Raw genomic sequence first — 26,996 nt, forward strand, 5'->3', positions numbered from 1 at the left:
AGATATCTAATAAAATGACACGCTTTGAGAATTTACAACAATTTATAAACACACACCTTAATGCCAAGTCGCATACTTTAAATGCGATCACGGGTGATGCGAGCTTTCGCCGTTATTATCGTTTAAATCACGATAATAAACATTTAATAGTGATGGACTCAGATCCAAAAAAAGTGAATAACGAACCTTACATTTCGCTAAATCAGGTGTTTGTTGAGCAAGGTTTTTTACTTCCCACTATTATTGCAAGTGATGAGAAACAGGGCTTTTTTGTTCTGAGTGATTTAGGCAGTACGCACCTAGCCGACATGCTCGATGATGCAAATCGCACCGAGCATTACCAAGCATTAATTAGTTTAAGTGCTCAGTGGGCAAAAACGCCCACAGCTTCTGCTATGCAAGCGTATAACGAAGATTTTATAAAGCTAGAGCTTGATATATTTAGCCAGTGGTTAGTAAGCGACTTTATTAATGAGCCACTCAGTGCAGAACAAAAAATAATGTGGCAAGCAAGTTCAGAGCTATTAATAAAGGCGATGCTTGAGCAACCTACGGTTACCGTTCATCGTGATTACCATAGCCGTAATATTATGAATAGTGATGGCCAGTGGGCCATTATAGATTATCAAGATGCTGTACGCGGGCCGCTTTGCTACGACTTAGTATCGCTACTGCGCGATTGCTACTTTAAATTGCCAGAGCAAGAGTTAACAAGTTTACTTGATTTTGCTTATCAAGAATTTACAGCTCAAAATTTACTGACTAACACTTCATTCGATGAGTTTAAATATTGGTTTGATTTAACCGGATTACAGCGCCACTTAAAAGCTGCGGGTATATTTTGTCGATTGTATTTACGCGATGGTAAAACAGGTTATTTAGATAATATTTTACCGACGCTTGATTACATTATTGAAGTAGCGGCAAATTACCCAGAGCTCAAAGCATTGAGTGAGTGGACAAAAAATACCATAGTGCCAAAAGTGACTGAAAAGTTGGCAATGGAGCGCTCATGAAAGCGATGATTTTAGCTGCAGGGCGCGGACAGCGTATGATGCCGCTTACGCAAAATATGCCAAAGCCAATGTTAAAAGTGGCAGAAAAACCACTTATTGAGCACCATATAAATAACCTTAAAGCTGCCGGCATTACCGATATTGTAATAAACCTTGCGTGGCAGGGTGATAAAATAAAAGACTACTTTAAAGATGGCAGTCAATTGGGCGTAAATATACTTTATAGCCAAGAAGTTGAAGGTGGCCTTGAAACTGCCGGCGGTATTATTGAAGCGTTACCGTTGTTGGGCGACTCGTTCATTGTAATAAATGGCGATGTATACACCGACTACGATGTAAGCGCGCTAATGCAACTTCATTTGCAACCCGGTGAGGCGCACATAGTGCTTATAGAAAACCCGCCACACAATCCAGATGGCGACTTTGCATTGAGCCATTTGTCGGCCGAGAGTCAAAAATATACCTTTTCGGGGATTGGCCGGTATCAGGCTGATTTTTTTAAAGGATTAACGCAAGGTATTCGCCCTTTAGGGCCTATTTTACGTGAAAAGCTAAATGAACATTTAGTCTCTACTGAGCTCTACATAGGGCAGTGGGATGACATTGGTACACCAGAGCGTTTAAACCAATTAAACACGCGCCTTGAGGCGTAACAACTCAATTTTTAAGAAGGCAGTATTATAGATGTGGGGAAAAATTCTCGGTTTTTGTTTTGGCTTTATGTTTGGCAAAATATTTGGTGCTATTTTAGGTTTATACCTAGGTCATTTATTTGATAAAAGCTTAAAAAATAACTTTGATAAAGCAGGCGGTTTTTCTAGCTTATTTAGTGGTGACGATGTTCACGAGCGCCAAGCTTTATTCTTTTCAAGTTGCTTTGCTGTTATGGGGCACATTGCAAAATCGAATGGCCGAGTGAGCGAAATACATATAAAAGCGGCTAACTTGTTTATGGATGAAATGGGCTTAAAGGGCGAAGAGCGCCGCGAAGCACAACATGCATTTCAGTCAGGTAAAGAGAGTGACTTTTCACTTAAAGAAACAGTACACGACTTTAAAGAACGCTTTGCTAAACGAAACGATTTAATACAGTTGTTTTTAGAAATACAAATTCAAATGGCGTTTTCTGATGGCGTGTTAGCCGAACAAGAAAAGCAATTATTAGCAGAAGTAAGTAAACAGCTAGGGATTTCTAAAACACACTTTGCATTTGTATTAAAACGTTACCAAGCTGAGTTTAACTTTAGAAAGCAACAACAGCGCTTTAATCAGCAGCAACAAAGCCAAGGTCAAAGTAGTAGCTACCGTGAGGGTTCTGGCCATCATGTACCGCCAAATAATAATATGAACCGTGCGCAAGCATTGGCGTTATTAGGCTTAAATAGCGATGCAACGCAGCGTGATATAAAAGTAGCGTACCGTAAACTTATGTCGCAACATCATCCAGATAAATTAGTGTCGCAAGGTTTACCAAAGCACATGATGGAATTGGCTGTTAAAAAGAGCCAAGATATTCAAGCCGCTTATGAGTATTTAAAAAAGTCGGCGTAAAAACCCGTCTATTTCTTTTGTTAGGCGTGCGTGTTGACCGGGTTGATCGCGCAGGCCAAACAATTGGCGTTGGCGGTAATCAAATTTTGCATTTCGCTCAACCCAGCGCTGACGATTTTTAAGGCTCATTAAAATGTCTGTGCTGTCATTTGCGTAGTAAATATCAAGTAAGGCGGGTGTAACAAGTGACGCTGTTTGGCTCAAACTTTCGTTACGTTTAGTATTAGGTAAGTAACTGCTTAAACTTATAAACGCATCTAGTCTCTCATCTGGAAAATCTGCATAGTACTCCAACAACACACCCGCACTAGTACCTTGTGCAATAACCACTATATTACTCGAATCTTCCATAGCGGTTTGATACAGCGCATTAAACCGAGAAATGAGATTTATTTTATAGTCATCAAGTATGTCGTCAGTTACTTTTTCTATTGCATTAACGTAATGAGGCTCACCTTTGATTTTTGCAGGCTGTGATTGTGCGTTTGTTGCTGTGTCGGGTGATGCAGGCTCACCGGCTTTACTAGGCGCAGCTTCGGTTTCGCTGGGCATTGTTTCGGCCAGTTTACTTGCTTGCCAGTCAATGTCGGGCACTGTCATTGCGTAGGTGCTGTAACCTAAATTATTAAGCTCTTTGCGCAAGTAGCTCATACCTGAATTATTGGTAGGTGAAGAATGCCAATCGGGTATAAGTATTACGATACCTCTAAAATTACTACTCATATACTCGCTGTAAAGGCTTAAAAATTCTGTTTCACCCGCCAATATTGGCTTTATTTCATCACTTGGAAGTAGTCGCTCAATATCGCTATTTTCAATACTTGATAGGCTAGGTGGAGCAATATGTTCAGCCGCGCTGATGGGGTTAGCTAAAAGTAGGGCACAGCTGAGCTGTATATAAAAAGCCCCTTTTAAAAACCGTGTAAATAGCATAACGCACCTAACTAATGACAATTAGTTAGGTATCGGCAAGGTTATCTAAAAGTTTAATGTATAGAGCGAATTAGCTAGTAAATTTAAACCTGTTAAAACTCTAATTCGGCTTCAAAAGTAAGTACTTGCTCAGTTACGGGGTGCTTTAATTTCAGCATTTGTGCATGTAATTGTAAGCGAGGAGCGGCAGCAAGTGCCTCTTTGTGGGCGTAAAGTCTATCACCTAAAATAGGATGACCCAGGCTTAACATATGCACACGTAACTGATGCGAGCGACCAGTGATGGGGGTTAGCTCTACACGGGTTGCATTTTCTTCACGCTCAAGTATTTTAAAATGCGTAAGTGAAGGTTTGCCTCTGTCGTGATCAACCATTTGTTTAGGGCGATTAGGCCAATCACAAATAAGGGGTAAATCTACTGATCCTGTTTCAGCTTCAAGTTGTCCGTATATACGTGCGATATAACGTTTCGCTGTTTCGCGCTCTTGAAACTGCATACTTAAATGTCTGTGCGCTGCTTTATTCATGGCAAGGCACAGTATGCCAGAAGTCGCCATATCTAAGCGGTGCACTATTCTTGCTGTTGGAAAAACACGATTAACACGATTAATTAAGCTGTCGGCATGTTTAGGATCTTTACCTGGGACAGTTAATAACTCACTTGGTTTATTAACTATCAGCAAGTCGTCATCCTGAAAAAGTATCGTTAAATACGGACTCATAGGGGGATTGTAGTTAACTAACACGGCCGACCTTAGTAATTTTGAAGGGCGCTATTTTAGTAGAGCAAGCCAACAGGCTCAAGTAAAAGTTTGGCTATATTGTTTTAACTAATAGTCCAAGCCTTAGGCTCCTTTAAAGCGTTTTTATAACTTAATTTCTTCGGGTGTTAATAATCGATATTCACCACTGGCCAAGTTTTCATCTAGGGTAATCCCCGCAATCTGCTCGCGATGTAACTCAACCACTTTGTTATCTACCGCGTAAAGCATACGCTTAACTTGATGATACTTACCTTCACTTATTGATAAACGGAGTCCGTAATTAGCAAGTCTCTCTGCTATAGCTGGGCGGGTTAAATCTTTTTCGTTATGCAGCATGAGACCTGTACGTAATTGCTCAAGGGCTTCATCGGTAATAGGCTCTTGAGTTTCTACTAGGTAGGTTTTAAATTTATTGCTTTTAGGCGACGTAATTTTATGTGACCAATCGCCATCATTAGTAATAATAACTAACCCTGTGGTATCTATATCAAGGCGACCTGCTACGTGAAAGTCGCTCATATTTGGCTCATCAAGTAAGTCAAAAACAGTTTTATGAAGCTCATCGCTGTTAGCGCATACATAGCCAACAGGTTTATTTAGCATGTAATAGCGCTTACCTAAAAATACCAAAGGCGTACCTTGGTGCAGTACTTCATCTTGCTGGGCTAACTGAAAATTATGTGATGTGATTACTTCGCCATTCACGCTTACTTCTTTTCGCTTAATACTAGCGCGAGCTTGCGTGCGCGGTATTTCAGCTAAGTGGCTAATGAATTTATCTAAGCGGCAAGGGAATTTCATTTTGGTTCACATTTTTAGTCGGCTACAATGGGCGCGATTATAGCCGATAGTGAAATACCATGACAGTGCACAGCACACAAATTTTAAGCCTTTACCAAGCAAAAATAGACACAGGTGAACTGTGTTTTGATGCTGCGCAGCAAAATGCGGTGGAAGCTTTAAATACGCTAAGCGAGCAACTTCAAGCTCACACATCATGGTGGCAAAAAGCGCCCTTAATAAAAGGCATTTATTTATATGGACCCGTAGGGCGTGGTAAATCCATGTTAATGGATTTATTTTATAAAAACCTACCTATTGAGCAAAAGCAGCGGCTGCATTTTCATCATTTTATAGCACAAGTGCATGCCCAACTTTCGCAGCTACAAGGTCAAAAAAATCCACTCATTCTAATTGCAAAACAGTGGGCTAAAAATATTCGAGTACTGTGTTTTGACGAGTTTTTTGTGAGCGACATTGGCGATGCCATGATTATGGCCAGATTGTTCAATGCATTGTTTGAACAAGGTGTTGTGCTGGTGGCCACATCGAACGCAAAGCCAGAGCTGCTTTATTACAACGGCCTGCAACGAGCGCGATTTTTACCTACTATCGATTTAATTAATAACCATTGCCATATAATTAACGTGGCAGGGGAGGACGATCACCGTTTTAGATATGGTAAAAACAGTCGTCACTATTTTATTAATTTATCAAATCTCGATTTTAAAAATGAGTTTTTAGCTTCGTATCCAGTAGTAACATGTAGCAATACAATTACTGTGCATGGCCGCGATTTACCCTATTTATTAAAAGCAGATAACGCCTTGATGATTGATTTTATGGCGCTATGCTCCGGCCCGCGTAGTGCTAACGATTATATGTTTTTAGCAACGCAATTTGATGTGTTATATGTATCGAACGTGCCGCAAATGGGTGTTAAAGCAACGGGTAAAGTTATTGTTCACGGTATAGAAGATAGCTACCAACGCGAAAAACAAACACTTGATGAGCATACTTTTGACGACGAAGCACGGCGCTTCATTGCCTTAGTCGATGAATTTTACGATTGCCATAAATTGCTAGTAATAAATGCGCAAACCGACATTGAACATTTATATAAAGGTAAAAAGTTGAGCTTTGAATATGCGCGCACACAATCACGCATAGTCGAAATGCAAAATTGGTAACGCTTAATATTGATTGTAAACAAGCTTGCTCACGTGAGAAGCGCAGCCCCTCTTAACCTTTTTGTGAATAAATTACTTAAAATCTTATTGCACAAAGAGAAGTAAAAGAGGAGTAAATGAGAAAACATAAAACAATAGTAATTATGTATTTTTACTTCTCTAAAGCGCAGCGCCCTCTAAACCTCTTTGTGAATAAATCCCTTAAGATCTTATTGCACAAAGAGAAGTAAAAGAGGAGTAAATGAGAAGACATAAAACAATAGTAATTATGTATTTTTACTTCTCTAAAGCACAGCGCCCTCTAAACCTCTTTGTGAATAAATTATCTAAAAACTTATCGCACAAAGAGAAGTAAAAGAGGAGTAAATGAGAAAACATAAAACAATAGTAATTATATATTTTTACTTCTCTAAAGCGCAGCGCCCTCTAAACCTCTTTGTGAACAAATCACTTAAGATCTTATTGCATATAGAAATTACGAGCTTTGCTCGTCACAGCCAGCAAGCTGTGCTTATACAAGTAAATTTAACCACGGTGTTAAACTTACCCTTTTTGGCGCACTATATTCTCAAGGGCGCGAATATTAGTAATTAAGTCCTGGCGTTGTGGATTGGCTTGTAATGCTTTTCTAAGATGCTTTAGCGCGCTCGGGTAGTCTTTAGAGTCAATTGCTATTTGTGATAATCCAAGCCACGCCGATAGTTGGTAATCAGGTAGAGCTTGTGCACGAACATACATAAGTTTAGCTTGGGTAAGTTGACCTTTACTACGATATATACTTGCTAAACTAAGTAGGGCATCACCTAAATTCGGGTTTATTTTAAGTGCGTTATTTAAGCTTTTAAGAGCACGTTTAGTATTACCTTGTTGCATAGCAATTTGTGCGCTGTATACAGAAAACTGCGCTTGTTCATCACGGGGTAGCTGCTTAGTTAATCTTTTTGCGCTGCCTATTAGCTCTTTAGCTAAATCCCATTTTTGTTGAGATACAAGCCAGCCTAAAGTTTGCATCGTGGTATTAATAACCTCAACTTGCTGCTGTTTAGTGGCGTGTTTTAAACCATGCTTTAATAAACTCACTGCGCGTTCAGTGCTGCCTTCAGTTAAATGCAGCTGGGCTGCTAAAAGCTGGTTACTGGCATCTTTAGGGTTGAGTTTTAAGGCCACTTCAATAGCAGCTAGCGCCTGCTTTTTTTGATCAAGCTGTAATGCTATTTGTGCACGTTGCAGCCAAAGTTCAGCTTTATCAGGGCTTTTATTAAGTAATTCTTTTAGTAACGCACTTGCCTGGCTTAAATCACCCGATTCAATTAACGCAAACAATAGACCTTGTTGATATTGGCTTGTTTCTGGCGCTAGCATAAGCGCCTGGCGGTACGCCGCTACTGCGCTCCAAGGTTGGCTATGCTGCACGTGTATATAAGCAAGTTGCGCATAACTTTGTGCGTCAGCTTGGCCTAGTTCAATACTGTGAACTAGGTGTGTTTGTGCTTTGTCATACTTTGCTTGTTGCATGTATAAAAGGCTCAAACCTTGGTGTGCTTTTACTAAATCAGGTGAAGCTTTTAAACACGCTAGGTAAGCTAGTTCAGCGTTATTAAAGTCTTTTGTTGAAAGCAGTACTTGTGCACGTAATAAGTTTAAAGCAGTGCTATCTTGGCTTATATCTCGGCCTTTAAATAGCGCCGCAACTTCACTGTAATTACCGGCTTGTAATAGTGGTTGTACTTGGCGAGCAAAACCGCGCTCGGTCGGCTCAATAAGAACCTCTGTAGGGCCTAGTAATTTGTTATTTATAGCCAACTGCCATGTTGGATCGCTAGGCGATAGAGTTACTTTTAGTGGCGCACTTTTCAATGGCGTACTAGCAGCGCTAGCATGCACGCTACTTACACCTAATAAAGGGAGTGAGCACATTAAAGTAGTGATAACTGCGCGAGTTAATGGTTTTAGCGTTTTAAATATATTCATATTTTTCATTTTAATAGGCTTAAGGTTTAAATTCGATTGGCCAAATAAAGCGAGCGCGTACGGTTTCACCTTCTTTTTTAGGTGCACTAAAGCGGCTTTGTTTAATAATTTTGTCGATAGCTGGTTTAAGTTCAGGGTATGGGTTTTGTACTACCTCAATTAAACTTAACTTGCCACTTTCATCAATAAATACATCGAGTTTTACAGTAAATACATCAACACCTCGGCGGGTTAAGCTTTTTGGTAAAACGGCCTTGACGGGAGTAAGTAAAGTGGGGAGACCATCGAGTTGATTTAAGCTAAATGCATCCCAATTTACACTCATTGATTGCCATTGTGGCGCGCTTACTTTTACGTTGGGGGTATCGGGTTTTACAATACTTAAATCACTCTTTATCTTAATTTTTACGGCTTGAATTGACGCGCCTGCACCTTCTACCGCTAAGCTTTGCATTGGCTCACTTGTTTGCTGTTGTGATATTGATGGAGGTGGCGGAGGTGGCAGTGCCACCATGGCAATCTCACGTACAACCACTTTGTCTTGGATATGATGCTCTGCAAGTTGCCCAAGCCATAAAAGCAGTAATGCAGCACTAAGCACAATGAGACTAAGGCCAAATGCAAACAGCGGATGGCGATTGTTTTTTGTTTTTTGAAGCGGGTTAATCGTGTGCATATTATTGTTTCGTAGCTAAGTTAACTTGCGCTGCGCCTGCCAGCTTTGCTTCGTCAATTACTTGAACAAGTAACTCAGTAGGTACTGTTTTATCAGCTTGAATAACCACAGGGCGTTGTTGCTGTTTTAACATTTGCTCGACACTACTACGTACACCGGCAACACCAATTTGGCCGCCATCAAAAAATACTTGTTGGTTGTCGGTTATTGCTAAAAATATAACTTGCTGCTCAAGACGACTGGCCGATACGGCTTGTGGTTTATCAACCTCAACGCCGCTTTCGCGTACAAATACGGTTGTAACAATAAAAAATATTAGCAATATAAATACCACATCAAGTAGCGGCGACATATCAATATGTTGCCCCGCTTCTTGCTCTAGCTTGTGCTTTAATCGTGATTGCATAGTGTTACCCTAACTGTTTACTTAATGTATGTAATTTAGGATTACGCTGCGAATACGCTAAGTAAGCTTGCATTAACCACGCAGGAATAGCGCACACAAGACCAAGTTGAGTTGTTAGCAATGCATCACCAATGGCGTCACTCATTAACTCGTTATGGCCCAGCGCCATTACTTTAAATGTATCAAGCAAACCAACAATGGTGCCTAATAAACCAAGTAGCGGAAGCGCTGCAGTTAAAATAGAGCTAACTTCTTGCCAATAACCTTTGCGCTGCGCTTGGTATTGTTTAAGGTGCAGTAAGTCATGAAAAATCAGCTGGTATACAAATAAAGCGAGTAAAAGAATACACCAGCAAATAGGGTTACTAACTATTTTTTCAAACATTGTTATCTCCTTTTTCTAGTTGGCTTAGCTGTAATGCAAAGCCTTCTAGTTGGCTGTAATACGCTTTTGCTTTACGCGATAACAGTGCATTTAAAACGAGTGCTGGTATAGCAACGACTAAACCCAGTTCGGTTGTTATAAGTGCTTGTGCAATACCGCCCGATACAACTTCTGGGTCGCCTGAGCCAAACAAGGTCATCATTTTAAATGTTTCGATCATGCCGCTAACAGTGCCTAATAACCCAAGTAGTGGGGCTACTGCTGCAGTAACGGCAATAGCGCCAATAAAGTTATCGAGTTTATGCTTATCATGAATTAACTGATTAAATAATTGATCGTCTCGTACTTGGCCTTTTTCGCTTTGCAGCGTTAAGTTAAATAGCTGCTGCTGCATACCTGAAAATTCACTGCTATTTTCAGCTTTAAAAAGTTGCTGTAATTGCATTTGAGAGTGCATTTTAATTTTACTTAAACGCAGTAGCTGTGCGGCTTTTAATAGCGCAATGGTAAGTGCAAAGCAGGCAAATAAAATAATAGGGATAGCCCATAAACCGCCTTTTTCTAGGTGTTCAAGCGGACTTTCTTGTTGGGCTTGGCTAGTTACTAAGTGCGTTAAACTAGGATCAAAAGTAAGTAATGTAGAGCCTACACCGTTTTGCTTTAAAGTATTATCGAGTGGGTTGTCGTCACTTGTTGATTGTACTAACGCTACTTTTAATGCATTAGATTCATCATCTAAATTTAATAAACCCATAAGTTTAGGTGTTTGCGTACTAAACCATGCAACAGGCCCGACTTGAAGGGTATTAGCTTGGCTTAATTCGCCATTACTTAGCACAACCGATTGTTTTTTTAACTGTGGATAAAGTGCCTGCTCTTGATTATTAATTAGCGATACAACACGGCTTAATAACTCGTTTTGGCTATTAGCCGACTCGTTACTGCTAGCACTATTGCTGGTATTTTGGCGTACAAAACGGCTAAGTAAGTTTAATTGATATTGCTGCTGCTGTTGCCAAGTGTCTAATCGGGTTTGTAACTGATCAAGGCTTAATGTGTTTTCGTCAGCTAGGCGGCGATTAACGGCTGCTTGTTCGCGTAATTTACTGAGCGATTGCTGCTTGGTAAAAATTTGCTTTGCAAGGGTCGCTTGCTCTTTTGAAATGCTATTTTGAGTTTTACTTAGAGTACGCTGCGCTGTTTTAATATCACTTAAAATACTTTGCTTAGCATCATCACTGCTAGCTGCAAAAGATATGTTTGCACTAAAAAGTAACACTGTGGCGCTAAATACTTTAATTATGCTGTTAGTAGCCATTATTTAGCCCCTTGCTGGTTTTTATTTACATAACTTAATATTGGGAGTGTTACCCAATCAGCAGCGCGCTTTTTTTGCTGTACAGCAATACCCAGTGCAACTTGTTCTGCATTAATGCTTGAATCAAACTCCCACTGCCAACCTAAGTCACTTGGAAAACCAATACCTACATAACTTAAATCTTCGCTTACAAACCATGCTTGAGCTGCACCTAAGTAAAGCTGCTTTACCCACACTTCTTGCCCGTCAGGGTGTTTAATAGCCATTTCGTGAATAGAAATACGCTGTTGAAAATCATTAAGTAGAGTCAGCATTTTGAGCGCTGTTTGTAATCTGTCAGTTGTACTGAGTTTTGAATCGCTTAAATCACCTGCATTTTTCCAACTGTTTAATAGTGGCGGAGGTAATTGCACTTGTAATGAAAGTAATTGCTGAGAAATACGTGCTAGTTGATCATTTAATTGCTGTTGATCATTTTCAAGTTCTGATTGCTGAGTTACAAGCTGTTCGCGTTTTTGGGCAAGTTCACTGGTGCTTTTTTTTCTACGCTGATTAAGCTCGCTAAGTTGCTGCTGCTCGGCATTAAGAAGCGTTAAGGTTTGCTCCATACTGCTTTTTTGTTCAAGCCAATGAGTATTTAATTCTGTGTTTTGATTTTCTATTTGTAGCCATTTATTAACGAGTTGTTCTAGCTCACTAACAGTGTCGGCTTTTACTGCCATAGTGCTACAAAGCGCGATAACTACGCTAATTGGTTTAATTAAGCTTCGCATTACTTAACAACAATCCTGAAAGTTACGACAAGCAATTACAAGGACGTAATTACTGTTAATTTTTGAGTGTGTATACAATATAGGAATTCACATAACAATGCAATTGATAACAGTTATCGTTTACATTGAGTTGTTTGAGTGGTAGGATTTCGCCGAAATTAAATATGTACCTTAAATTAACAATAGTTAAGTGCTTAATAAAAACTACGGAGTAACCATGAGTAAGCCATCGAATAAAGGAAATGCGTACGTGAAGCCAATTGCAGCGGTTGTTACAGCTACGCTTTCAACTTGGGCAAGTGCACAGGATGTTCAAGAACTATCGGTAACCAAAGCAGAAACTAAAACTGAGTCTAGTTATGTTGTAGAAAAATCAACGTCGCATAAATACACTCAACCGCTACTCGATACAGCTAAAACGGTAACAGTAATCAACCAAGCGGTAATGAAAGACAGAAACGTAGATAGCCTACGTGATGCTTTGCGTAATGTTTCAGGTATTTCTTTAGCAGCAGGTGAGGGTGGCTCACCTACTGGCGATAGCATGTCGATTCGTGGTTTTAGTGCAACAAATGATATTTTTGTTGATGGTATTCGTGATGTTGCAGGTTACACACGTGATATTTACAACATTGAAGCCGTTGAAGTTGCAAAAGGCCCAGGCTCTGCAGTTTCTGGTCGTGGCGCAACAGGTGGTAGTGTTAATTTAGAAAGTAAAAAGGCGAAGTTAGACAACTTTAACGACGTTTCTCTACGTTTAGGTACAGAAAACGATTACCGTGGTCGTTTTGATACTAACATTCAAGTAAACGATACAAGCGCACTACGTATCAATCTTCTTACTGATAAAGGTGATGTTGCAGGTCGCGATCATGTTGAAAATGAAACAAATGCTGTTGCGTTTGCATTTGCAACAGGGCTTGGTACAAACAGCCGTTTTGATTTAAACCTAGAGTATCAACGCCAAGACAATTTACCTGATTATGGTATTCCTTGGGTTTACAGCGATACGCCAGTAGCTGAACTTGCAGATAGCGCGCGCTCACCTTCTCCTGTCGATTTTGATAACTTTTACGGTAATATTTACCGTGATTACGAAGATATTGAAGCTTACTCAACAACAGCTCGTTATGAGTATGATTTTTCTCAAAATACTACGTTACGTGTGCAAGGTCGTTTAGGTAAAGTAAAACGTGAATCAGTAACAACTGCACCGCGTTATTTCTCGGTTACAACAGACACTGACATTACCTTTGCAGATGAAAAAACACGTGATACTGAAAATTCACTTGCTGCACTTCAAGTTGATTTAATTGGTAACTATGAATTTGCTGGCTTTACTCACGATGTTGTAGTGGGTGTTGAACTTGCAAATGAAACGTTTACACGCCATAACTTTGTTGCCACTACGCCTGATAACTTAATTGAAGATGGAATACGTAACGACTTATACAACCCTGATGCAACAATTGCGTTTACGGGTGTGTACGGCCGTGACGGTACAAGCATTGAAGCTAAAGCTAAAAACCAAGCTATTTATGCATTTGATACAGTGACGCTTAACAAGCAATGGGAAGTTACAGGTGGAATTCGCTTTGATAGCTTCACTACGGATTATCACAACGATTACAATGATCCAAGCGCTTTAATTTCGACAAGTGACGATTTATTTAGCTGGAATGCAGCTGTAGTTTATAAACCTACAGAAAATGGCAGTGTATATTTAGGCGCAGGTAATTCATTTAACCCATCGGCGGAAAGCCTAACGGTATCTACGCGTTCAAATGCAGCTGATTTAGACGCAGAAGAAAGCCGCAGTTATGAATTAGGAACTAAATGGAGCCTAATGGATGGCCGCCTGCAAACTAATGCTGCACTTTTCCGTACTGAAAAAACCAATGCCCGTACTGATGACCCATTTGCAGATAGCTCAAGTGACGAAATACTTGGTGGTGAACAGCGTGTACAAGGTTTAGAGCTTTCAGCAACAGGCCTAATTACTAAAGAGTGGACTGTAATTGCTTCATACACTTACCAAGATAGCGAAGTAACTAAAGCATTAGGCGACGACGCAACTCAAATTGGTAACGAGCTTGCACGTACGCCTAAAAATAGCGCGAGTGTTTGGACTACGTACGATATGTCGGATAAGTTATCGTTTGGTTTAGGTGCGCAGTATGTAGGTGAGCGTTACAACGGCACTACGTCAACACGCTCTCGTGCGCCAGGTTATACTATTTTTGACCTGATGGTTGCGTATGACATATCAAAAGATTTGAGCCTGCAGCTTAATGGTGAAAACCTAGGTGATAAAGATTACGTTGATCAGTTAGGTGGTGGACACTTTGTACCAGGTGATGGTCGTAAGTTTAGTTTAACAGCGAGCTACTCTTTTTAATTTTAAAACAAATTAAAAAACAAAAGTAAGCATAAGGGCAGGCCTATTACCTGCCCTTAATTATTTGATGAAAATGTGAGAGGGCGCACATGATAGTTAAAATTCCAGAGCTATTAACGAAAGAAGAAGTGGCGTATTGCCATGAGGTTTTGCTTAAAGCGCAGTGGGCCGATGGCAGTATTACCGCAGGTCATCAATCAACCAAAGCAAAAAATAACTTACAGCTACCTGAAAATAGTCCTGAATGCCAAGAGCTTGGCGATATTATTATGGCAGCACTTGCGCGTAGTAATTTGTTTATGTCGGCTGCACTTCCTGCAAAAATTTTTCCTCCGTTATTTAATTGCTATCAAGGCGGGCAATCGTTTGGTGTACATGTAGATAATGCAATTAGACAAGTGCCGGGTACGCCAGTAAAAATTCGTACAGATGTATCAATGACGTTATTTATTAACGATCCTGAAGACTATGAGGGCGGTGAACTTGTTATTGAAGACACTTATGGCTCACACAGTGTAAAGCTGCCCGCAGGCAGTATGGTGTTATACCCTTCAACGAGTTTACATCGTGTAATGCCAGTAACGAGTGGGCGCAGATTAGCCTCATTTTTTTGGATGCAAAGCATGGTAAACAGCGACGAAAAACGTGGTTTGTTATTTGATTTAGATATGTCGATTCAAAGTTTGCGCAGCAAAGTAGAAGATAGCCCAGAGATTATTCAATTAACAGGTGTGTACCATAACTTACTAAGACAGTGGGCACAGACATAACGAAGATACTCGTTATTAAATATTGGATATAAGTAATTAAAAGCTGCGCTTTTCGCGTGAGTAAGCTCTACGCCTACGACGCAGCCATAAAATTGAATTCGGTGTTTTAAATGCTCGGTATGCGCGGCTTGATGCCGCGCACTTATTGTAAGCGCAAAGCTTGTTTTACTTAACCCTTATAACCGTTAGGGTTATTTGACTGCCAGCGCCAGGTATCTTGCATCATTTCATCAATACCGCGCACGGCTTCCCAGCCAAGTTCATTAAGTGCTTTTTCTGGCGCTGCATAACACGCTGCAATATCACCAGGGCGGCGAGGTGAAACCTGATAGGGTACAGCCTGATCGCTTGCTTTAATAAATGCATTAACCATTTGTAGTACAGAGTAACCATTACCAGTACCTAGGTTATAAACTAATGCACCCGTACTGCTGGCAATTTTATCAAGCGCTTTTAAATGACCAATCGCTAAATCTACAACATGTATATAGTCGCGCACACCGGTGCCATCAACTGTGTCGTAGTCATCACCAAATACAGCGAGTTGCTTTAATTTACCTACCGCTACTTGTGCGATAAACGGTAAAAGATTGTTTGGAATACCATTAGGATCTTCACCAATTAAGCCCGACTCATGTGCACCCACTGGGTTAAAGTAACGCAAAATAGCAAACGCAAAGCGCTCATCTGATTTAGCGATATCTTGTAGCATCATTTCAACCATTAACTTAGATGTGCCGTAAGGGTTGGTTGTACCGCCTACAGGGAAATCTTCTTTGATTGGTAAGCTTGCAGGGTCGCCGTAAACCGTGGCTGACGAGCTAAATACCAATTTAAATACACCCGCATCGCGCATCGCATCAACAAGCGTAAGCGTACCTTGAACGTTGTTTTGATAGTACTCAACTGGCTTTGCAACCGACTCGCCTACTGATTTTAAACCCGCAAAATGTATAACACTATCTACCGTGTGTTTTGCAAATACTGAATCTAAAAAGGGTTTATCGAGAATATCGCCTTGGTAAAAAGTGGCTTCTTTACCTGTTATATTTTTTACGCGCGCAAGTGATTCTTGTGATGAGTTACTTAAATTATCAATAACAACAACATCGTTACCTTGCTGTAAAAGTTCTAAAACAGTGTGCGAGCCAATATAGCCTGCGCCACCGGTTACTAAAATAGTCATGAAAGCTCCGTGGGTACCTTTTATCAATTAAGTTAATTTCACCATAAATAGAGGTGATTTACATGTTTTATCTGTAATTTATATGATTTTAATCGTATTTTTTTGATATCAGCACATTAAATACTTTTGATTACATTTTGTGCAAAACAAGTAACACTTGATTCGTAAGATTAAGTTATAGTTAATAAACAAGTGCTAAAATAGCTTTAGTAATAGCTAGTGCTAGGTTTACTCCAATCCACACTTTTGTGATTGGTTACCTCTTTGGAGAAAGATATGAATTTAGTTAAAAAAATAGCAACAACAATGTGTATCGCATTACCTGCGCTTGCCCATGCTGGTGAGTCTGTTGTTAAATGGAATGACTTTAATGATTATCGTGATGTGCGAGCGTCTAACCAAGCTAAGGGCTCGTATCACAAAAGTATTGCGGCAAGTTTTGAAAAACATATGTCTAAATTAGCTGAGCAACTACCAAAAGATTATAAGTTAAACGTAGAGTTTACTGATTTAGATTTAGCGGGAGATGTGCGTTATGGTGGTATGGAGGAAATTCGTGTAGTAAAACCAATATACTTTCCACGAATTAAGCTTAATTATTCGTTAACCGATAACGACGGTACCGTGCTTAGTAAAGATACTGATGTGGAGCTCAAAGATATGGGCTTTATGGATAAAATTAAAATGGGCCGCGAAGAATCACTATATTACGAAAAACGCTTATTAACGCAGTGGTTTGGTGAGCAAATATTACCAAGTTTAGATTAACTTAAAATAAAAATGCCGCTAAATAGCGGCATTTTTATTTTTAAGCTTTACTTAAAAGTAGCTAACAGCGTGAGTATTTGTTGTAACTTAATAACGGTTGTTTTAAGTTTTTCTTCATCAAAACCATCGTTAGATAAGCTTTCAACGTCAGCGGCTACGTCAAGAACATACGGCTTAAAGCGTTTAGCTTCAAAGCTAAAACCAGCATCTTGTGCAAATAAGGCTTTAAATTTGCCATGGCCTTGCTGTTGTAGTTCATCGAGTTTTTTGTCGGCATCAAGCGCCTGACGATAAACAATTTTTAAATTAGTATTGAGTTGTTCAATAATTGAATCCATGGTTTTCCTAAAGCTTTGTACTGCATGGCCGACATAATACTTGGATTACATTTAAAAGTCAGGTTTGTTATATGAATATATCAGGCACAAGTTTACCCGCTGTTTCTGGCTCAGGCCAAGGCAGTGAGCTTTATAGCGCTGCTTTATCTAAAAAGCAGCAACTAGCAGATGGCGCAGCAGCACTTGCACTTATTGAAGGTGCTGCACAATCGTCAAGTGCACAAACACCGGCTAAGTCGGTAACTGCATCATTGGGTAACAACGTAAATATATATGTTTAAATTAGCTTAAGGTCGATAGGTGTTTTGCTTTTTTGACCACCTATTTCTCTCACTAATTTAGGCACTAAAAATCCAGGCAGGGCTTTTAATAGCTCTGCCATTATTTTTATCGCGTCTTCTTCGTTAATATCAAAGTGGCTGGCCCCTTCAACTTTATCGAGCAAATACAAATAATACGGCAATACGTCTGCGTCAAATAACGCTTCGCTTAAATTTATTTGCGCATCGAGCGTATCGTTCACATCTTTTAAAATTACAGCTTGATTTAAAAGCGTTACGTTTGCTTGTTTAAGCTTTTGCATAGCAGCTTTAAAGTCAGCGTCTATTTCGTTGGCGTGGTTTATGTGATTAATAAAAATAATTTTTAATGGCGATTTTGCTAATCGCTCACATAACTCATCGGTAACCCGCGTGGGTATAACTACTGGTAAACGACTATGAATTCGCATTCGTTTAATTTGTGGTAATTGCTCAAGCTCATCTAAAAACCAACTTATTGCATCGTCTTTGGCCATCAGCGGATCGCCACCACTTAAAATCACTTCGTTTATATTGGCATCAGATTTTATGTAGCTTAGTGTTTCAAGCAGGCTTTTTTTATTAAGTTGGTTTTCTTGATACGGAAAATGCCTTCTAAAGCAGTAACGACAATTGACTGCACAGCCGGTTTTAAACATTACTAAAACACGCGATTTATACTTATGTAAAAGGCCGGGTTGTTCGTTATCTTGCTCAAGTAGGGGATCTTTATTAAAACCCGACTTAGTTAAAAATTCTTGATGGCGTGGCATGACTTGCAATAAAAGAGGATCGTTTGGATCGCCTTTGCGTATTTTTTTTATAAAAGGGATAGGCACGCGTACCGGAAATAAACTACGGGCTTTTAGGTCGTTTTCATGGACTTGGCTCGATAAACCGACCATTTCAAGCAAGGTTTTTGGGCAGGTAACTACATTTGCTAATTCTTTTTGCCAGTTTTTATGCAAATTTGCTTCATTTCTTTGTATCATTGGCATGTAGATTACTCGAAAAAATATAAATAGAGGAAACGATGGCGAATTATAGCACCAACGAGTTCAAGGGCGGCCTAAAAATTATGATGGACGGCGAGCCTTGCAGTATCTTAGAAAATGAAATGGTAAAACCTGGTAAAGGCCAGGCGTTCAACCGTGTTCGTATCCGTAAACTTATCTCTGGTAAGGTGCTTGAAAAAACCTTTAAATCGGGTGAATCAGTTGAAGGTGCTGATGTAATGGATACCGATTTAGCGTATCTATACACAGACGGCGAATTTTGGCATTTCATGAACAACGAAACATTTGAGCAAATTGCTGCTGACGAAAAAGCACTAGGCGATGCAGTTAAATGGTTAGTTGAAAATGATTTATGTACAATTACATTATGGAACGGCAGCCCTATTGCTGTTACACCACCTAACTTTGTTGAGCTTGAGATCACTGAAACAGATCCTGGCCTTAAGGGTGATACAGCGGGTACTGGTGGTAAACCAGCAACGCTTAGCACAGGCGCTGTAGTACGAGTTCCATTATTCGTACAAATTGGCGAAGTAATTAAAGTAGACACTCGTAACGGTGAATACGTAAGCCGTGTTAAGTAAGCTTTAACATTGTTTATAAAATCCCAGCTTAAGCTGGGATTTTTTTTGGAGAAAATATGTCAGCAGATCTTTGGGCCCCAAGCGCAAGCATTGAAACACTAAAACAACGTGCAGCAATATTACGTAACATTCGTGATTTTTTTTATGCACGTGATGTAATGGAAGTAGAAACGCCGAGCTTAAGTGCTGCCAGTGTAACCGATGTGCATTTGGCCAGTTTTAACACCACATTTGTAGGTCCAGGGCATGCTGGTGGGCTCCCTCTTTTTTTACAAACATCTCCAGAGTTTGCTATGAAACGCTTGTTAGCAGCAGGCTCAGGCGCTATTTTTCAGCTTTGTAAAGCATTTAGAAATGAAGAGGCAGGTAGTCATCACAATCCCGAATTTACAATGCTGGAATGGTATCGCCCAGGCTTTGATGAGTTTGCACTTATGGATGAAATGGATGAGCTAACGCGGCTTGTTTTAGATGTTGAGCCGGCAACAAGGCTTACTTATCAGCAAGCGTTTGAACAAGCACTTGGGCTCGATCCGCTAACAGCGAACCTAGAGCAATTAAAGCAACTAGCGTGTGAGCAGGGATTTGCTGATATAGCCCAAAATGAAACACATAAAGATACCTTACTACAATTATTATTTTGTATGAAAGTGGAGCCTACAATAGGACAAGATAAGCCATGTTTTGTGTATCACTTTCCAGCTTCTCAAGCGGCACTTGCACAAATTTGTGAACACGATACACGTGTAGCAGGGCGCTTTGAGCTTTATTATAAAAATATGGAATTGGCGAATGGCTTTAACGAACTCACAAATGCCAGCGAGCAAGCTAAACGTTTTAATGAAGATAACGCATACCGCGCTGAAAACGGTTTAAAGCAAGTGCCAATGGATACGCGTTTAATTAAAGCGCTGGAGCATGGATTACCTCAGTGCGCAGGGGTGGCTTTGGGTATAGATAGGCTTGTAATGCTCGCAACAAATAAAGAAAAAATTAAAGACGTAATCTCGTTTGATGTGCAAAGAGCGTAATGCTTAGCTTGTAGGCGTAGGTGGAAAACCTGTAGGTGCGAATTTATTTCGCGCTCATGTAAATTAACTTTATAAATAAGCGAGGTATAAAACCTCACCTACAATAAACATCAACCCCAACAACCTACGGCAAACCTGTAGGTGCGAATTTATTTCGTGCTCGTGTAATTTAACTTTATAAAAAGCGAGGTATAAAACCTTACCTACAAATAAAAACACCGCGTTTAAATTAAACGCGGTGTTTTTATTTGCTTGCTGTAACTTTCATTTGAAAGCCAACGGCTGTGCTTTACAGATTAAGTGTAAACGTAACACCTGCTACGCGAGGCTCACCTAATTGTGTATAGGTATGCGTTGCGTAACCATCTTGTGGATCGTTACCAAATTCAAAACCACGTGTAGGGACTGTTTCGTCAAATACATTACGAGCCCATGCGCGAACTGCCCACATGTCTGCTTCGTAGCCAAAGCTTAAATTAACTAAGTTGCTGCTTGGTGCTTGTGAATTGTGACTATCTGAGAAGTAGTAATCGTCCTTACCTTCAATACCAACCATGCCGTAAAATGCGTTAGTAAAGTTGTAACGTGCAGTAAACGCATACTGGTATTTAGGTGACTGTGCTTGTTCGCGACCGTCTTGATTTAAGCCTGATTGTGTTACAAAGTCGTCAATTTCAGTGTTTAAGTAACCAGCACTACCTGTTAAAAATAGATTATCAGTTAGTTGGTAACTACCTTCAACTTCAAGTCCGTAGTTGCTACCAGAACTTGCGTTATCAACATAACCGGTAAATTGCTGACCTTCTACTTGCCATGCTTTTAACTGAATATCGTCGCGGTGCATGTAAAATGCTGCTAAGCGAAGTGTAAATTTGTCATCAAGTGATGAACCTTTAACACCAAATTCGCCGCTCCATAAATATTCAGGGTCAAAACTGGTGTGTTGCTGGAAAAAATCAGCGCTTAGGTTTAAGCCTTCATCTTTGGCTTTAGCAAGCGCTTCTGAGTTAATACCGCCAGCTTTGTAGCCACGCGTAATGCTGGTGTAGAGCATCGTACGATCAATTACCTGATACTCTAGCGCAATTTTACCGCCAACCATTACATCGTCAGTATCTTCTATAAAGCCATTGCTATCGGTGTAGTCGCCTTGGTATTGCTCTACACGTAAACCTGTAATTAATGTTGTTTTAGGGCCAATTGGAGTCGCTACTTGACCATATACTGCAACGTTACTCGTTTCATAAGTTGAAGAGAACGGGCTTGCTAACCATGTGTACTGGCGCTCTAAATCAACATCACGGTTTTGGTAATAAATACCCGCAACCCAGTTACCCGTTTTAGAATTAAACTGTAAATCTACAGACTGATCGTCGCGATCGCGGCTGTATAAATCAGTTGAGCTGTATCCATCTGGATGTAAGCCAGCAGCACATAACTTTGGCTCACTTGTATCGTTACATACCCAGTCTTCATCAAAGCTGTAAAGTAATTCGGTATCAATAGCCGACAGGTTTAAATTTACATCAAAAGCGTCAAAACCCGTGTAAGTATTATTAACGCCTATTGCGTAGCTTTGTTGATTATCTTGTCCTGGTTCATCGGCAACGCTATTGCGGCTGTTATCAAGCGTAAACGCATCGTAGCCGTTGTTTATATCAATATAGTGCAGGTTTAGCTCAGTATTTAAATGCTTTGTAAGCTGGCTGTTTAATTTAAAACGCGCTACTTGCTCGTCTTGATTTTGTGTTTCGTCATTTAAGTACAAGTTATCTACGTAACCATCTGACTTTCTACGAAAGTAGCTAACGCGTGCGCTAGTGTCATATGTTAAGCCTGTGCTTGCTGCAATACCTGCTTCGCGGGTGTTGTATGTGCCAGCACCTAGTTGTAATTTTAAGCTTGGATCGCTTGTGGCTTTAGCTGAACCCATTTGGATCATACCGGCCATGCCGTCTGCGCCAAAGCGTGTACCTTGTGGGCCACGATAAATTTCTACTTGGTCTATATCAAATAATAATGAACTGCCACCAAGGCCAGAATAGTTAATACCATCAATAACTAAGCCTACAGATGGATTAATAGGGTCTACAAATTGTGAGCGAAGTCCCACGCCACGAATTTGAATATAACGACCGCGCGACGCACCAGATGCAAAATTTACATTGGCGGTACTGCCTAACATTTCGTCTAAGTAACTTGCACCACGTTGATTAATTTCATCTTCGCTAAATAAGCTCGCACTCGCGCTTAGAGTTTGAATGCTTTCGCGCTGAAAATCGCCAGTTACAACAATTCTTTCTAGGTCGCTATCATCAGCGTTAGCTGCAATTGGTGCACCAAGCAGCGGTAAAAGTGCGGCAGTAATTAAAGACAAACGTAAGTTCATTGGGTTACTTAACTCCATTTTAGGGACTCGTATGGTAGCAATTATTTAAACACATGTGCTATAAACGCGGCAATTATACGTTAAATAATCAGGATTACTAATATGACCTTTAAAGTTGACTTCAAGGTACGTGATTACGAATGTGACTTACAAGGTATTGTAAACAACAGCGTCTATTTTAATTATTTAGAGCATGCTCGACATGAGTTCTTGTACGCACACGGTATTGATTTTGCTCAGTTAGCAAAAGATAAAATTAACCTAGTCGTGATGCGCAGCGAAATGGACTATAAACATTCACTATTACCAGGTGATGAATTTTATGTGGCTGTAGAGCCGCAGCGTATTAGTCGTTTAAAATTTGCCTTTAAGCAAACGGTTATACGTAAAAACGATGAAAAAGTAATGCTCAATGCACTGGTTATAGGAACGTCTGTTAATGAAAAAGGTAGGCCATTTTTACCAGAGCAAATAGATAACGTATTCAAAACTACAACTTAGTACTTAATCGGACAACTTTTAAACTATCATAGAACAAAAATTTACATTTAAAACATGCATTTTTAACGGATAAAGGGCATAAATATTGTTACTATTACATTAATTAGACAATTAGTTAGTAGTAGCATGAAATTAGCAGCAATACCGATGCTTATAGTCGGTTTATGTGTTGGTTGCGCATCAACAGGGACGGTTACCAGTGAGCAGCTTAAATACACCCAATGGCAATTATCACGTGTTGATGGTTTAGCAATTCCACCTTCGTTTAATGCATCAATGAGCTTTATTGAAGCACTGCAAGTAAACGGTTTTGCTGGCTGTAACAAATTTTTTGGTGAAGGCTCGCTTGAAGAAAGTAACCTTACCGTAAGTAAATTAGGAATGACGCGCAAGTCGTGCGGCGAAGAGCTTGATGAGTTTGAGCAGCAGTTATTACAAGCCTTAAAGCAAGGTGCCGAGCTTAAAATGCAAGACCAGCAATTAGTCATGCAAGGCGAGCAAACATTTGTGTTTATCCCTAAATAATTTTAAGTTTTTGAAAAACAGCCCCTTGCGGGCAGTTTTTAACTGACGTACACTCAGCGCAGATTTGTTGAATAATATCTTCGAATCGACGAACAAAATTTATATATCAATACTTGTCGGAGTGCCAAAGCTAAGGAATTAGTTTTTGGCTGAGATCGCGAAAGCGGGATCCGTGAACCTGATCAGGTTAATACCTGCGTAGGGAACAAGCTGCCTAAAATGGGACGCTTGTGCGTCTTTTTTTATGCGCACAATAAAGTGATTTATTTTTTAGGCTGCAAAGTAGCATGTACGCTACTTTACGATCTTTCTCTATTCCTCGGAATATCTGACAAGACAACCCTTAAGCAATGAGGCAAGTCATGTCAAATACTACAAATAAAGCGTCACGCCGAGAAACTCGTGCTGCCGCGTCTGAATATATTTATAACTTAACGGGTCAACCGTTCCCAAATTCTCATAAAGTATACGTTGAAGGTACTCAACCAGGCGTGCGCGTTGGTATGCGTGAAATCACGTTAAGTGATACGTTTATTGGCGGCACAGATGAAAACCCTGTTTATGAGACAAACGATCCGCTACGTGTTTACGATACGTCGGGCCCGTATACCGATCCTAATTTTGAACTAGACGTGCGTAAAGGCTTACCAAAATTTCGTGAACAATGGATTAAAAACCGTGGTGACACTGAAATTTTAGAATCAGTGACGTCGCAGTTTTCGCAGCAGCGCATGGCAGATGAAGGGTTGGATCATATTCGCTTCGATCACCTTCCAAAAATTCGCCGTGGTGTCGCTGGTAAAAACGTAACGCAAATGCACTACGCACGCCAAGGGATTATTACCCCTGAAATGGAATACGTAGCTGTTCGCGAAAATATGGGGCGTGCAGAAATCCGTAAAGAATTACTTGCCGCGCAGCATAAAGGCGAGTCGTTTGGTGCGAGTATTCCTGAATTTATTACCCCAGAGTTTGTACGCGACGAAATAGCCCGCGGTCGCGCTATTTTACCAAATAATATAAACCATCCAGAAACAGAGCCTATGATTGTAGGTCGTAACTTTTTAGTAAAAGTTAATGCTAATATTGGTAATTCATCGGTTAGCTCATCTATTGAAGAAGAAGTAGAAAAAATGGTGTGGTCTACCCGCTGGGGCGCAGACACCGTGATGGACTTATCAACGGGGCGTTACATTCACGAAACGCGCGAATGGGTTGTACGTAACTCGCCTGTACCTATTGGCACAGTACCGATTTATCAAGCGCTTGAAAAAGTAAACGGTGTGGCTGAGGATTTAACGTGGGAGATTTTCCGCGATACGCTTATAGAGCAAGCTGAGCAGGGCGTTGATTACTTTACTATTCATGCCGGTGTACTGCTTCGCTACGTACCAATGACGGCTAAACGTGTAACCGGTATTGTGTCGCGCGGTGGCTCAATTATGGCTAAGTGGTGTTTAGCGCATCACAAAGAAAACTTTTTATACACGCACTTTGAAGACATTTGTGAAATTTTAAAACAATACGATGTGTGTTTTTCATTAGGTGATGGCCTTCGCCCTGGTTCGATTGCTGATGCCAACGATGAAGCGCAGTTTAGTGAGCTGCGCACATTAGGTGAACTGACTAAAATTGCGTGGAAGCACGACGTACAAGTATTTATTGAAGGCCCAGGGCATGTGCCAATGCACATGATTAAAGCCAATATGGATGAGCAATTAAAGCATTGCGACGAAGCGCCTTTTTATACTTTAGGCCCGCTAACGACCGATATTGCACCAGGGTACGATCATATCACCTCAGGTATTGGGGCGGCCCAAATAGCATGGTACGGCTGTGCAATGCTTTGTTATGTAACACCTAAAGAGCATTTAGGTCTGCCAAATAAAGAAGATGTTAAAGAAGGCTTAATTACCTACAAAATAGCTGCACATGCCGCCGATTTAGCAAAAGGTCACCCAGGCGCGCAAGAGCGTGATAACGCGCTATCAAAAGCACGCTTTGAATTTAGATGGCATGACCAATTTAATATTGGTTTAGATCCAGAGCGTGCTCGTGAATATCACGACGAAACCCTGCCGCAAGAATCAGGCAAAGTGGCTCACTTTTGTTCTATGTGTGGCCCTAAATTTTGCTCTATGAAAATTAGCCAAGAAGTACGCGATTACGCTAAAGATTTAGAAACACGCGGTATTGATCCAAATGACGCTGGCGAGGCTATTGAGATCAAAATGATTGATGTAGAAGCCGAAATGAAAGCTAAATCTGCCCAGTTTAAGCAAACAGGCTCAGAAATTTACCACAAAGCGGTATAGCAAGAAGTTAGATGCAGATGTAGGTGAGGTTTTATACCTCGCTTCTTTAAACATTGAAGAAGTGCGAGTGAGTTCGCACCTACTAATAACTGCTTTTGGAGGTTTTATGTTTTATAACATTGCTGTGGTGGGTTTTGGTTTAGCAGGGCGCTTAGCTGCCCTTGAGCTAAGTAAGTTGCATCATGTAACGGTGTTTGAAGCAGACGATGAGCAAACCCCAAATAGCGCCGGTAAAGTGGCAGCAGCCATGCTGGCACCGCTGGCTGAGTCGGTGTTATGCGAGGCTGATTTAGCTTTAATGGGGCTTGATTCAATGAAGCGCTGGCCAGAAATAGTGAGTGAACTTGAGGGGGATGTGTTTTTTCAGCAGCAAGGCACATTGGTCGTTGCGCATCAGCAAGATAAAGGCGATCTACAAAGCTTTACTCAGAGAATAAAGCCCATAGCAGGGCAAAGCGCTCAGGCATTGAATGCTCAGCAAATAGCGCAGTTAGAGCCAGAGCTTGCTAATCGGTTTAACCAAGGTCTATTTTTACCCTGCGAGGGGCAAATAGATAACCAAGCCTTTTATAAAGCAAGTTTTACCATGCTCAACAAGCGCAAAGTTAAGTGTGTGTTTAACCAGCGCGTAACCATTAAAAACGGTGAAATAAATAATCGACCATTTGACTACATTATAGATTGTCGTGGGCTTGGTGCTAAAAGCGATAAACCACTTAGAGGTGTGCGCGGTGAAGTCGCAAGGCTATATGCACCTGAAGTAAATTTAACGCGACCTGTGCGTTTAATGCATCCGCGTTACCCAATTTATATAGCGCCTAAACCGAATCATGAATATGTAATTGGTGCGACCGAAATAGAATCGCAAGATAGCGGCGCCGCAACAGTGCGATCAACTCTTGAGTTACTTTCAGCGGCTTATACCGTACACAGCGGATTTGCCGAAGCACGACTACTTAATATTCAAACCGGATTACGCCCTGCATTTAGCGATAACCGCCCAGAAGTATCACAAGTTGGCAATGTAATTAGCATTAACGGCTTATATCGTCATGGTTATATGCTGGCACCGGCATTAGTGGCGCAAGTAGTTTCACGAATAGAGTGAGAATA

At 40.5% G+C, this 26,996-nt stretch carries 27 protein-coding genes and 1 riboswitch; of the genes, 14 read left to right on the forward strand and 13 right to left on the reverse strand.

Translation table 11 applies throughout. From position 1 onward, the window contains the following. The first annotated feature begins 14 nt into the window (after positions 1-14). Genes H5122_RS05855 through djlA form a run of 3 tightly spaced genes read left to right on the forward strand, consistent with a single transcriptional unit; the run spans position 15 to position 2,567 of the window. Entirely contained in the window at positions 15-1,016 is a 1,002-nt protein-coding gene (locus tag H5122_RS05855) for an aminoglycoside phosphotransferase family protein (RefSeq protein WP_182681676.1), read from the forward strand. Then, positions 1,013-1,669 carry an N-acetylmuramate alpha-1-phosphate uridylyltransferase MurU gene (gene murU / locus H5122_RS05860; protein ID WP_182670974.1) on the forward strand — a complete coding sequence of 219 codons (657 nt, stop codon included), beginning with the start codon at positions 1,013-1,015 and terminating at the stop codon, positions 1,667-1,669. Before H5122_RS05855 ends, murU begins: the two co-directional genes overlap by 4 nt. A 31-nt stretch (positions 1,670-1,700) precedes the next feature. Beyond that, complete coding sequence (gene djlA / locus H5122_RS05865; RefSeq protein WP_002960826.1) at positions 1,701-2,567, forward strand: co-chaperone DjlA; 867 nt, start codon at positions 1,701-1,703, stop codon at positions 2,565-2,567. Here the strand turns inward: djlA and H5122_RS05870 are convergent. From H5122_RS05870 to rsuA, 3 genes are all read right to left on the reverse strand, one after another. Further along, positions 2,550-3,500, reverse strand: coding sequence for a DUF3530 family protein (locus H5122_RS05870; protein WP_182681677.1), 951 nt, complete (start codon positions 3,498-3,500; stop codon positions 2,550-2,552). The two genes, djlA and H5122_RS05870, sit on opposite strands and share 18 nt — an antisense overlap. A 92-nt stretch (positions 3,501-3,592) precedes the next feature. Further along, entirely contained in the window at positions 3,593-4,246 is a 654-nt protein-coding gene (gene rluA / locus H5122_RS05875) for a bifunctional tRNA pseudouridine(32) synthase/23S rRNA pseudouridine(746) synthase RluA (RefSeq protein ID WP_182681678.1), read from the reverse strand. Positions 4,247-4,366: 120 nt separating this feature from the next. Further along, on the reverse strand, positions 4,367-5,065 hold the full coding sequence (gene rsuA / locus H5122_RS05880) for a 16S rRNA pseudouridine(516) synthase RsuA (RefSeq protein WP_182681679.1): 699 nt from the start codon (positions 5,063-5,065) through the stop codon (positions 4,367-4,369). A gap of 59 nt (positions 5,066-5,124) precedes the next feature. On the opposite strand from rsuA, the gene zapE reads away from it, so the two are divergent. Beyond that, a complete protein-coding gene (gene zapE, locus H5122_RS05885; RefSeq protein ID WP_182681680.1) occupies positions 5,125-6,234 on the forward strand; it encodes a cell division protein ZapE in 1,110 nt (369 codons plus the stop codon). 543 nt (positions 6,235-6,777) lie between these two features. Here the strand turns inward: zapE and H5122_RS05890 are convergent. From H5122_RS05890 to H5122_RS05915, 6 genes are read right to left on the reverse strand one after another with little or no spacing between them, the layout of a single operon-like run. Next, positions 6,778-8,205, reverse strand: coding sequence for a lipopolysaccharide assembly protein LapB (locus H5122_RS05890; RefSeq protein ID WP_182681681.1), 1,428 nt, complete (start codon positions 8,203-8,205; stop codon positions 6,778-6,780). 19 nt (positions 8,206-8,224) lie between these two features. Continuing rightward, positions 8,225-8,881, reverse strand: a complete 657-nt coding sequence (locus tag H5122_RS05895) for an energy transducer TonB (RefSeq protein WP_138488520.1) — start codon at positions 8,879-8,881, stop codon at positions 8,225-8,227. A 1-nt stretch (position 8,882) separates the two neighbouring features. Continuing rightward, entirely contained in the window at positions 8,883-9,287 is a 405-nt protein-coding gene (locus H5122_RS05900) for a biopolymer transporter ExbD (protein WP_002960813.1), read from the reverse strand. A gap of 4 nt (positions 9,288-9,291) precedes the next feature. Then, the gene (locus H5122_RS05905) at positions 9,292-9,672 is read right to left on the reverse strand and encodes a MotA/TolQ/ExbB proton channel family protein (protein WP_002960812.1); all 381 of its coding nucleotides are present in this window, start codon (positions 9,670-9,672) and stop codon (positions 9,292-9,294) included. After that, positions 9,665-10,990, reverse strand: coding sequence for a MotA/TolQ/ExbB proton channel family protein (locus tag H5122_RS05910; protein ID WP_182673242.1), 1,326 nt, complete (start codon positions 10,988-10,990; stop codon positions 9,665-9,667). Before H5122_RS05910 ends, H5122_RS05905 begins: the two co-directional genes overlap by 8 nt. Then, positions 10,990-11,763, reverse strand: a complete 774-nt coding sequence (locus H5122_RS05915) for a DUF3450 family protein (RefSeq protein ID WP_182673243.1) — start codon at positions 11,761-11,763, stop codon at positions 10,990-10,992. The genes H5122_RS05910 and H5122_RS05915 overlap by 1 nt, the downstream gene beginning before the upstream one ends. Before the next feature lie 217 nt (positions 11,764-11,980). Between H5122_RS05915 and H5122_RS05920 the strand changes: the two genes are divergently transcribed. Both H5122_RS05920 and H5122_RS05925 read left to right on the forward strand, forming a co-directional pair. Further along, complete coding sequence (locus H5122_RS05920) at positions 11,981-14,161, forward strand: TonB-dependent siderophore receptor (RefSeq protein ID WP_182673244.1); 2,181 nt, start codon at positions 11,981-11,983, stop codon at positions 14,159-14,161. A gap of 89 nt (positions 14,162-14,250) precedes the next feature. Beyond that, positions 14,251-14,931, forward strand: a complete 681-nt coding sequence (locus H5122_RS05925) for a Fe2+-dependent dioxygenase (protein WP_182673245.1) — start codon at positions 14,251-14,253, stop codon at positions 14,929-14,931. 169 nt (positions 14,932-15,100) lie between these two features. Here the strand turns inward: H5122_RS05925 and galE are convergent, their stop codons facing one another. Next, entirely contained in the window at positions 15,101-16,117 is a 1,017-nt protein-coding gene (galE, locus tag H5122_RS05930; protein ID WP_002960801.1) for a UDP-glucose 4-epimerase GalE, read from the reverse strand. Between the two features lie 276 nt (positions 16,118-16,393). On the opposite strand from galE, the gene H5122_RS05935 reads away from it, so the two are divergent. Further along, entirely contained in the window at positions 16,394-16,885 is a 492-nt protein-coding gene (locus H5122_RS05935) for a DUF3016 domain-containing protein (RefSeq protein WP_182673246.1), read from the forward strand. A gap of 47 nt (positions 16,886-16,932) precedes the next feature. Here the strand turns inward: H5122_RS05935 and H5122_RS05940 are convergent, their stop codons facing one another. Then, a complete protein-coding gene (locus H5122_RS05940; RefSeq protein ID WP_002960798.1) occupies positions 16,933-17,223 on the reverse strand; it encodes a hypothetical protein in 291 nt (96 codons plus the stop codon). A gap of 71 nt (positions 17,224-17,294) precedes the next feature. Between H5122_RS05940 and H5122_RS05945 the strand changes: the two genes are divergently transcribed. Then, positions 17,295-17,504, forward strand: coding sequence for a hypothetical protein (locus H5122_RS05945; protein ID WP_002960797.1), 210 nt, complete (start codon positions 17,295-17,297; stop codon positions 17,502-17,504). Here the strand turns inward: H5122_RS05945 and epmB are convergent. Next, entirely contained in the window at positions 17,501-18,514 is a 1,014-nt protein-coding gene (gene epmB, locus H5122_RS05950; RefSeq protein ID WP_033031971.1) for an EF-P beta-lysylation protein EpmB, read from the reverse strand. The two genes, H5122_RS05945 and epmB, sit on opposite strands and share 4 nt — an antisense overlap. Positions 18,515-18,555: 41 nt before the next feature. Between epmB and efp the strand changes: the two genes are divergently transcribed. Both efp and epmA read left to right on the forward strand, forming a co-directional pair. Beyond that, positions 18,556-19,122 (forward strand): elongation factor P, encoded by a 567-nt coding sequence (efp, locus tag H5122_RS05955; protein WP_024596699.1) that lies wholly within the window; start codon positions 18,556-18,558, stop codon positions 19,120-19,122. A gap of 56 nt (positions 19,123-19,178) precedes the next feature. Next, positions 19,179-20,153, forward strand: coding sequence for an elongation factor P--(R)-beta-lysine ligase (gene epmA, locus H5122_RS05960; RefSeq protein ID WP_182681682.1), 975 nt, complete (start codon positions 19,179-19,181; stop codon positions 20,151-20,153). Positions 20,154-20,442: 289 nt separating this feature from the next. Here epmA and H5122_RS05965 read toward each other — a convergent pair whose 3' ends face one another. Beyond that, on the reverse strand, positions 20,443-22,560 hold the full coding sequence (locus H5122_RS05965) for a TonB-dependent receptor (RefSeq protein ID WP_182681683.1): 2,118 nt from the start codon (positions 22,558-22,560) through the stop codon (positions 20,443-20,445). 84 nt (positions 22,561-22,644) lie between these two features. On the opposite strand from H5122_RS05965, the gene H5122_RS05970 reads away from it, so the two are divergent. The 4 genes from H5122_RS05970 to H5122_RS05985 all read left to right on the forward strand — a co-directional run bounded on the left by H5122_RS05970 (position 22,645) and on the right by H5122_RS05985 (position 26,991). After that, positions 22,645-23,043, forward strand: coding sequence for a thioesterase family protein (locus H5122_RS05970; protein ID WP_182681684.1), 399 nt, complete (start codon positions 22,645-22,647; stop codon positions 23,041-23,043). 126 nt (positions 23,044-23,169) lie between these two features. Then, the gene (locus H5122_RS05975; RefSeq protein ID WP_032826923.1) at positions 23,170-23,568 is read left to right on the forward strand and encodes an META domain-containing protein; all 399 of its coding nucleotides are present in this window, start codon (positions 23,170-23,172) and stop codon (positions 23,566-23,568) included. Positions 23,569-23,675: 107 nt separating this feature from the next. After that, positions 23,676-23,790: riboswitch (TPP riboswitch) on the forward strand. A 140-nt stretch (positions 23,791-23,930) separates the two neighbouring features. Continuing rightward, complete coding sequence (thiC, locus tag H5122_RS05980; protein ID WP_220487014.1) at positions 23,931-25,883, forward strand: phosphomethylpyrimidine synthase ThiC; 1,953 nt, start codon at positions 23,931-23,933, stop codon at positions 25,881-25,883. A 106-nt stretch (positions 25,884-25,989) separates the two neighbouring features. Beyond that, positions 25,990-26,991 (forward strand): FAD-dependent oxidoreductase, encoded by a 1,002-nt coding sequence (locus H5122_RS05985; RefSeq protein ID WP_182673250.1) that lies wholly within the window; start codon positions 25,990-25,992, stop codon positions 26,989-26,991. The last annotated feature ends 5 nt before the right edge of the window (positions 26,992-26,996 follow it).

The sequence above is a fragment of the Pseudoalteromonas sp. SG43-8 genome (assembly GCF_014164245.1).
GTDB classification, from domain to species: Bacteria; Pseudomonadota; Gammaproteobacteria; order Enterobacterales; family Alteromonadaceae; genus Pseudoalteromonas; species Pseudoalteromonas distincta.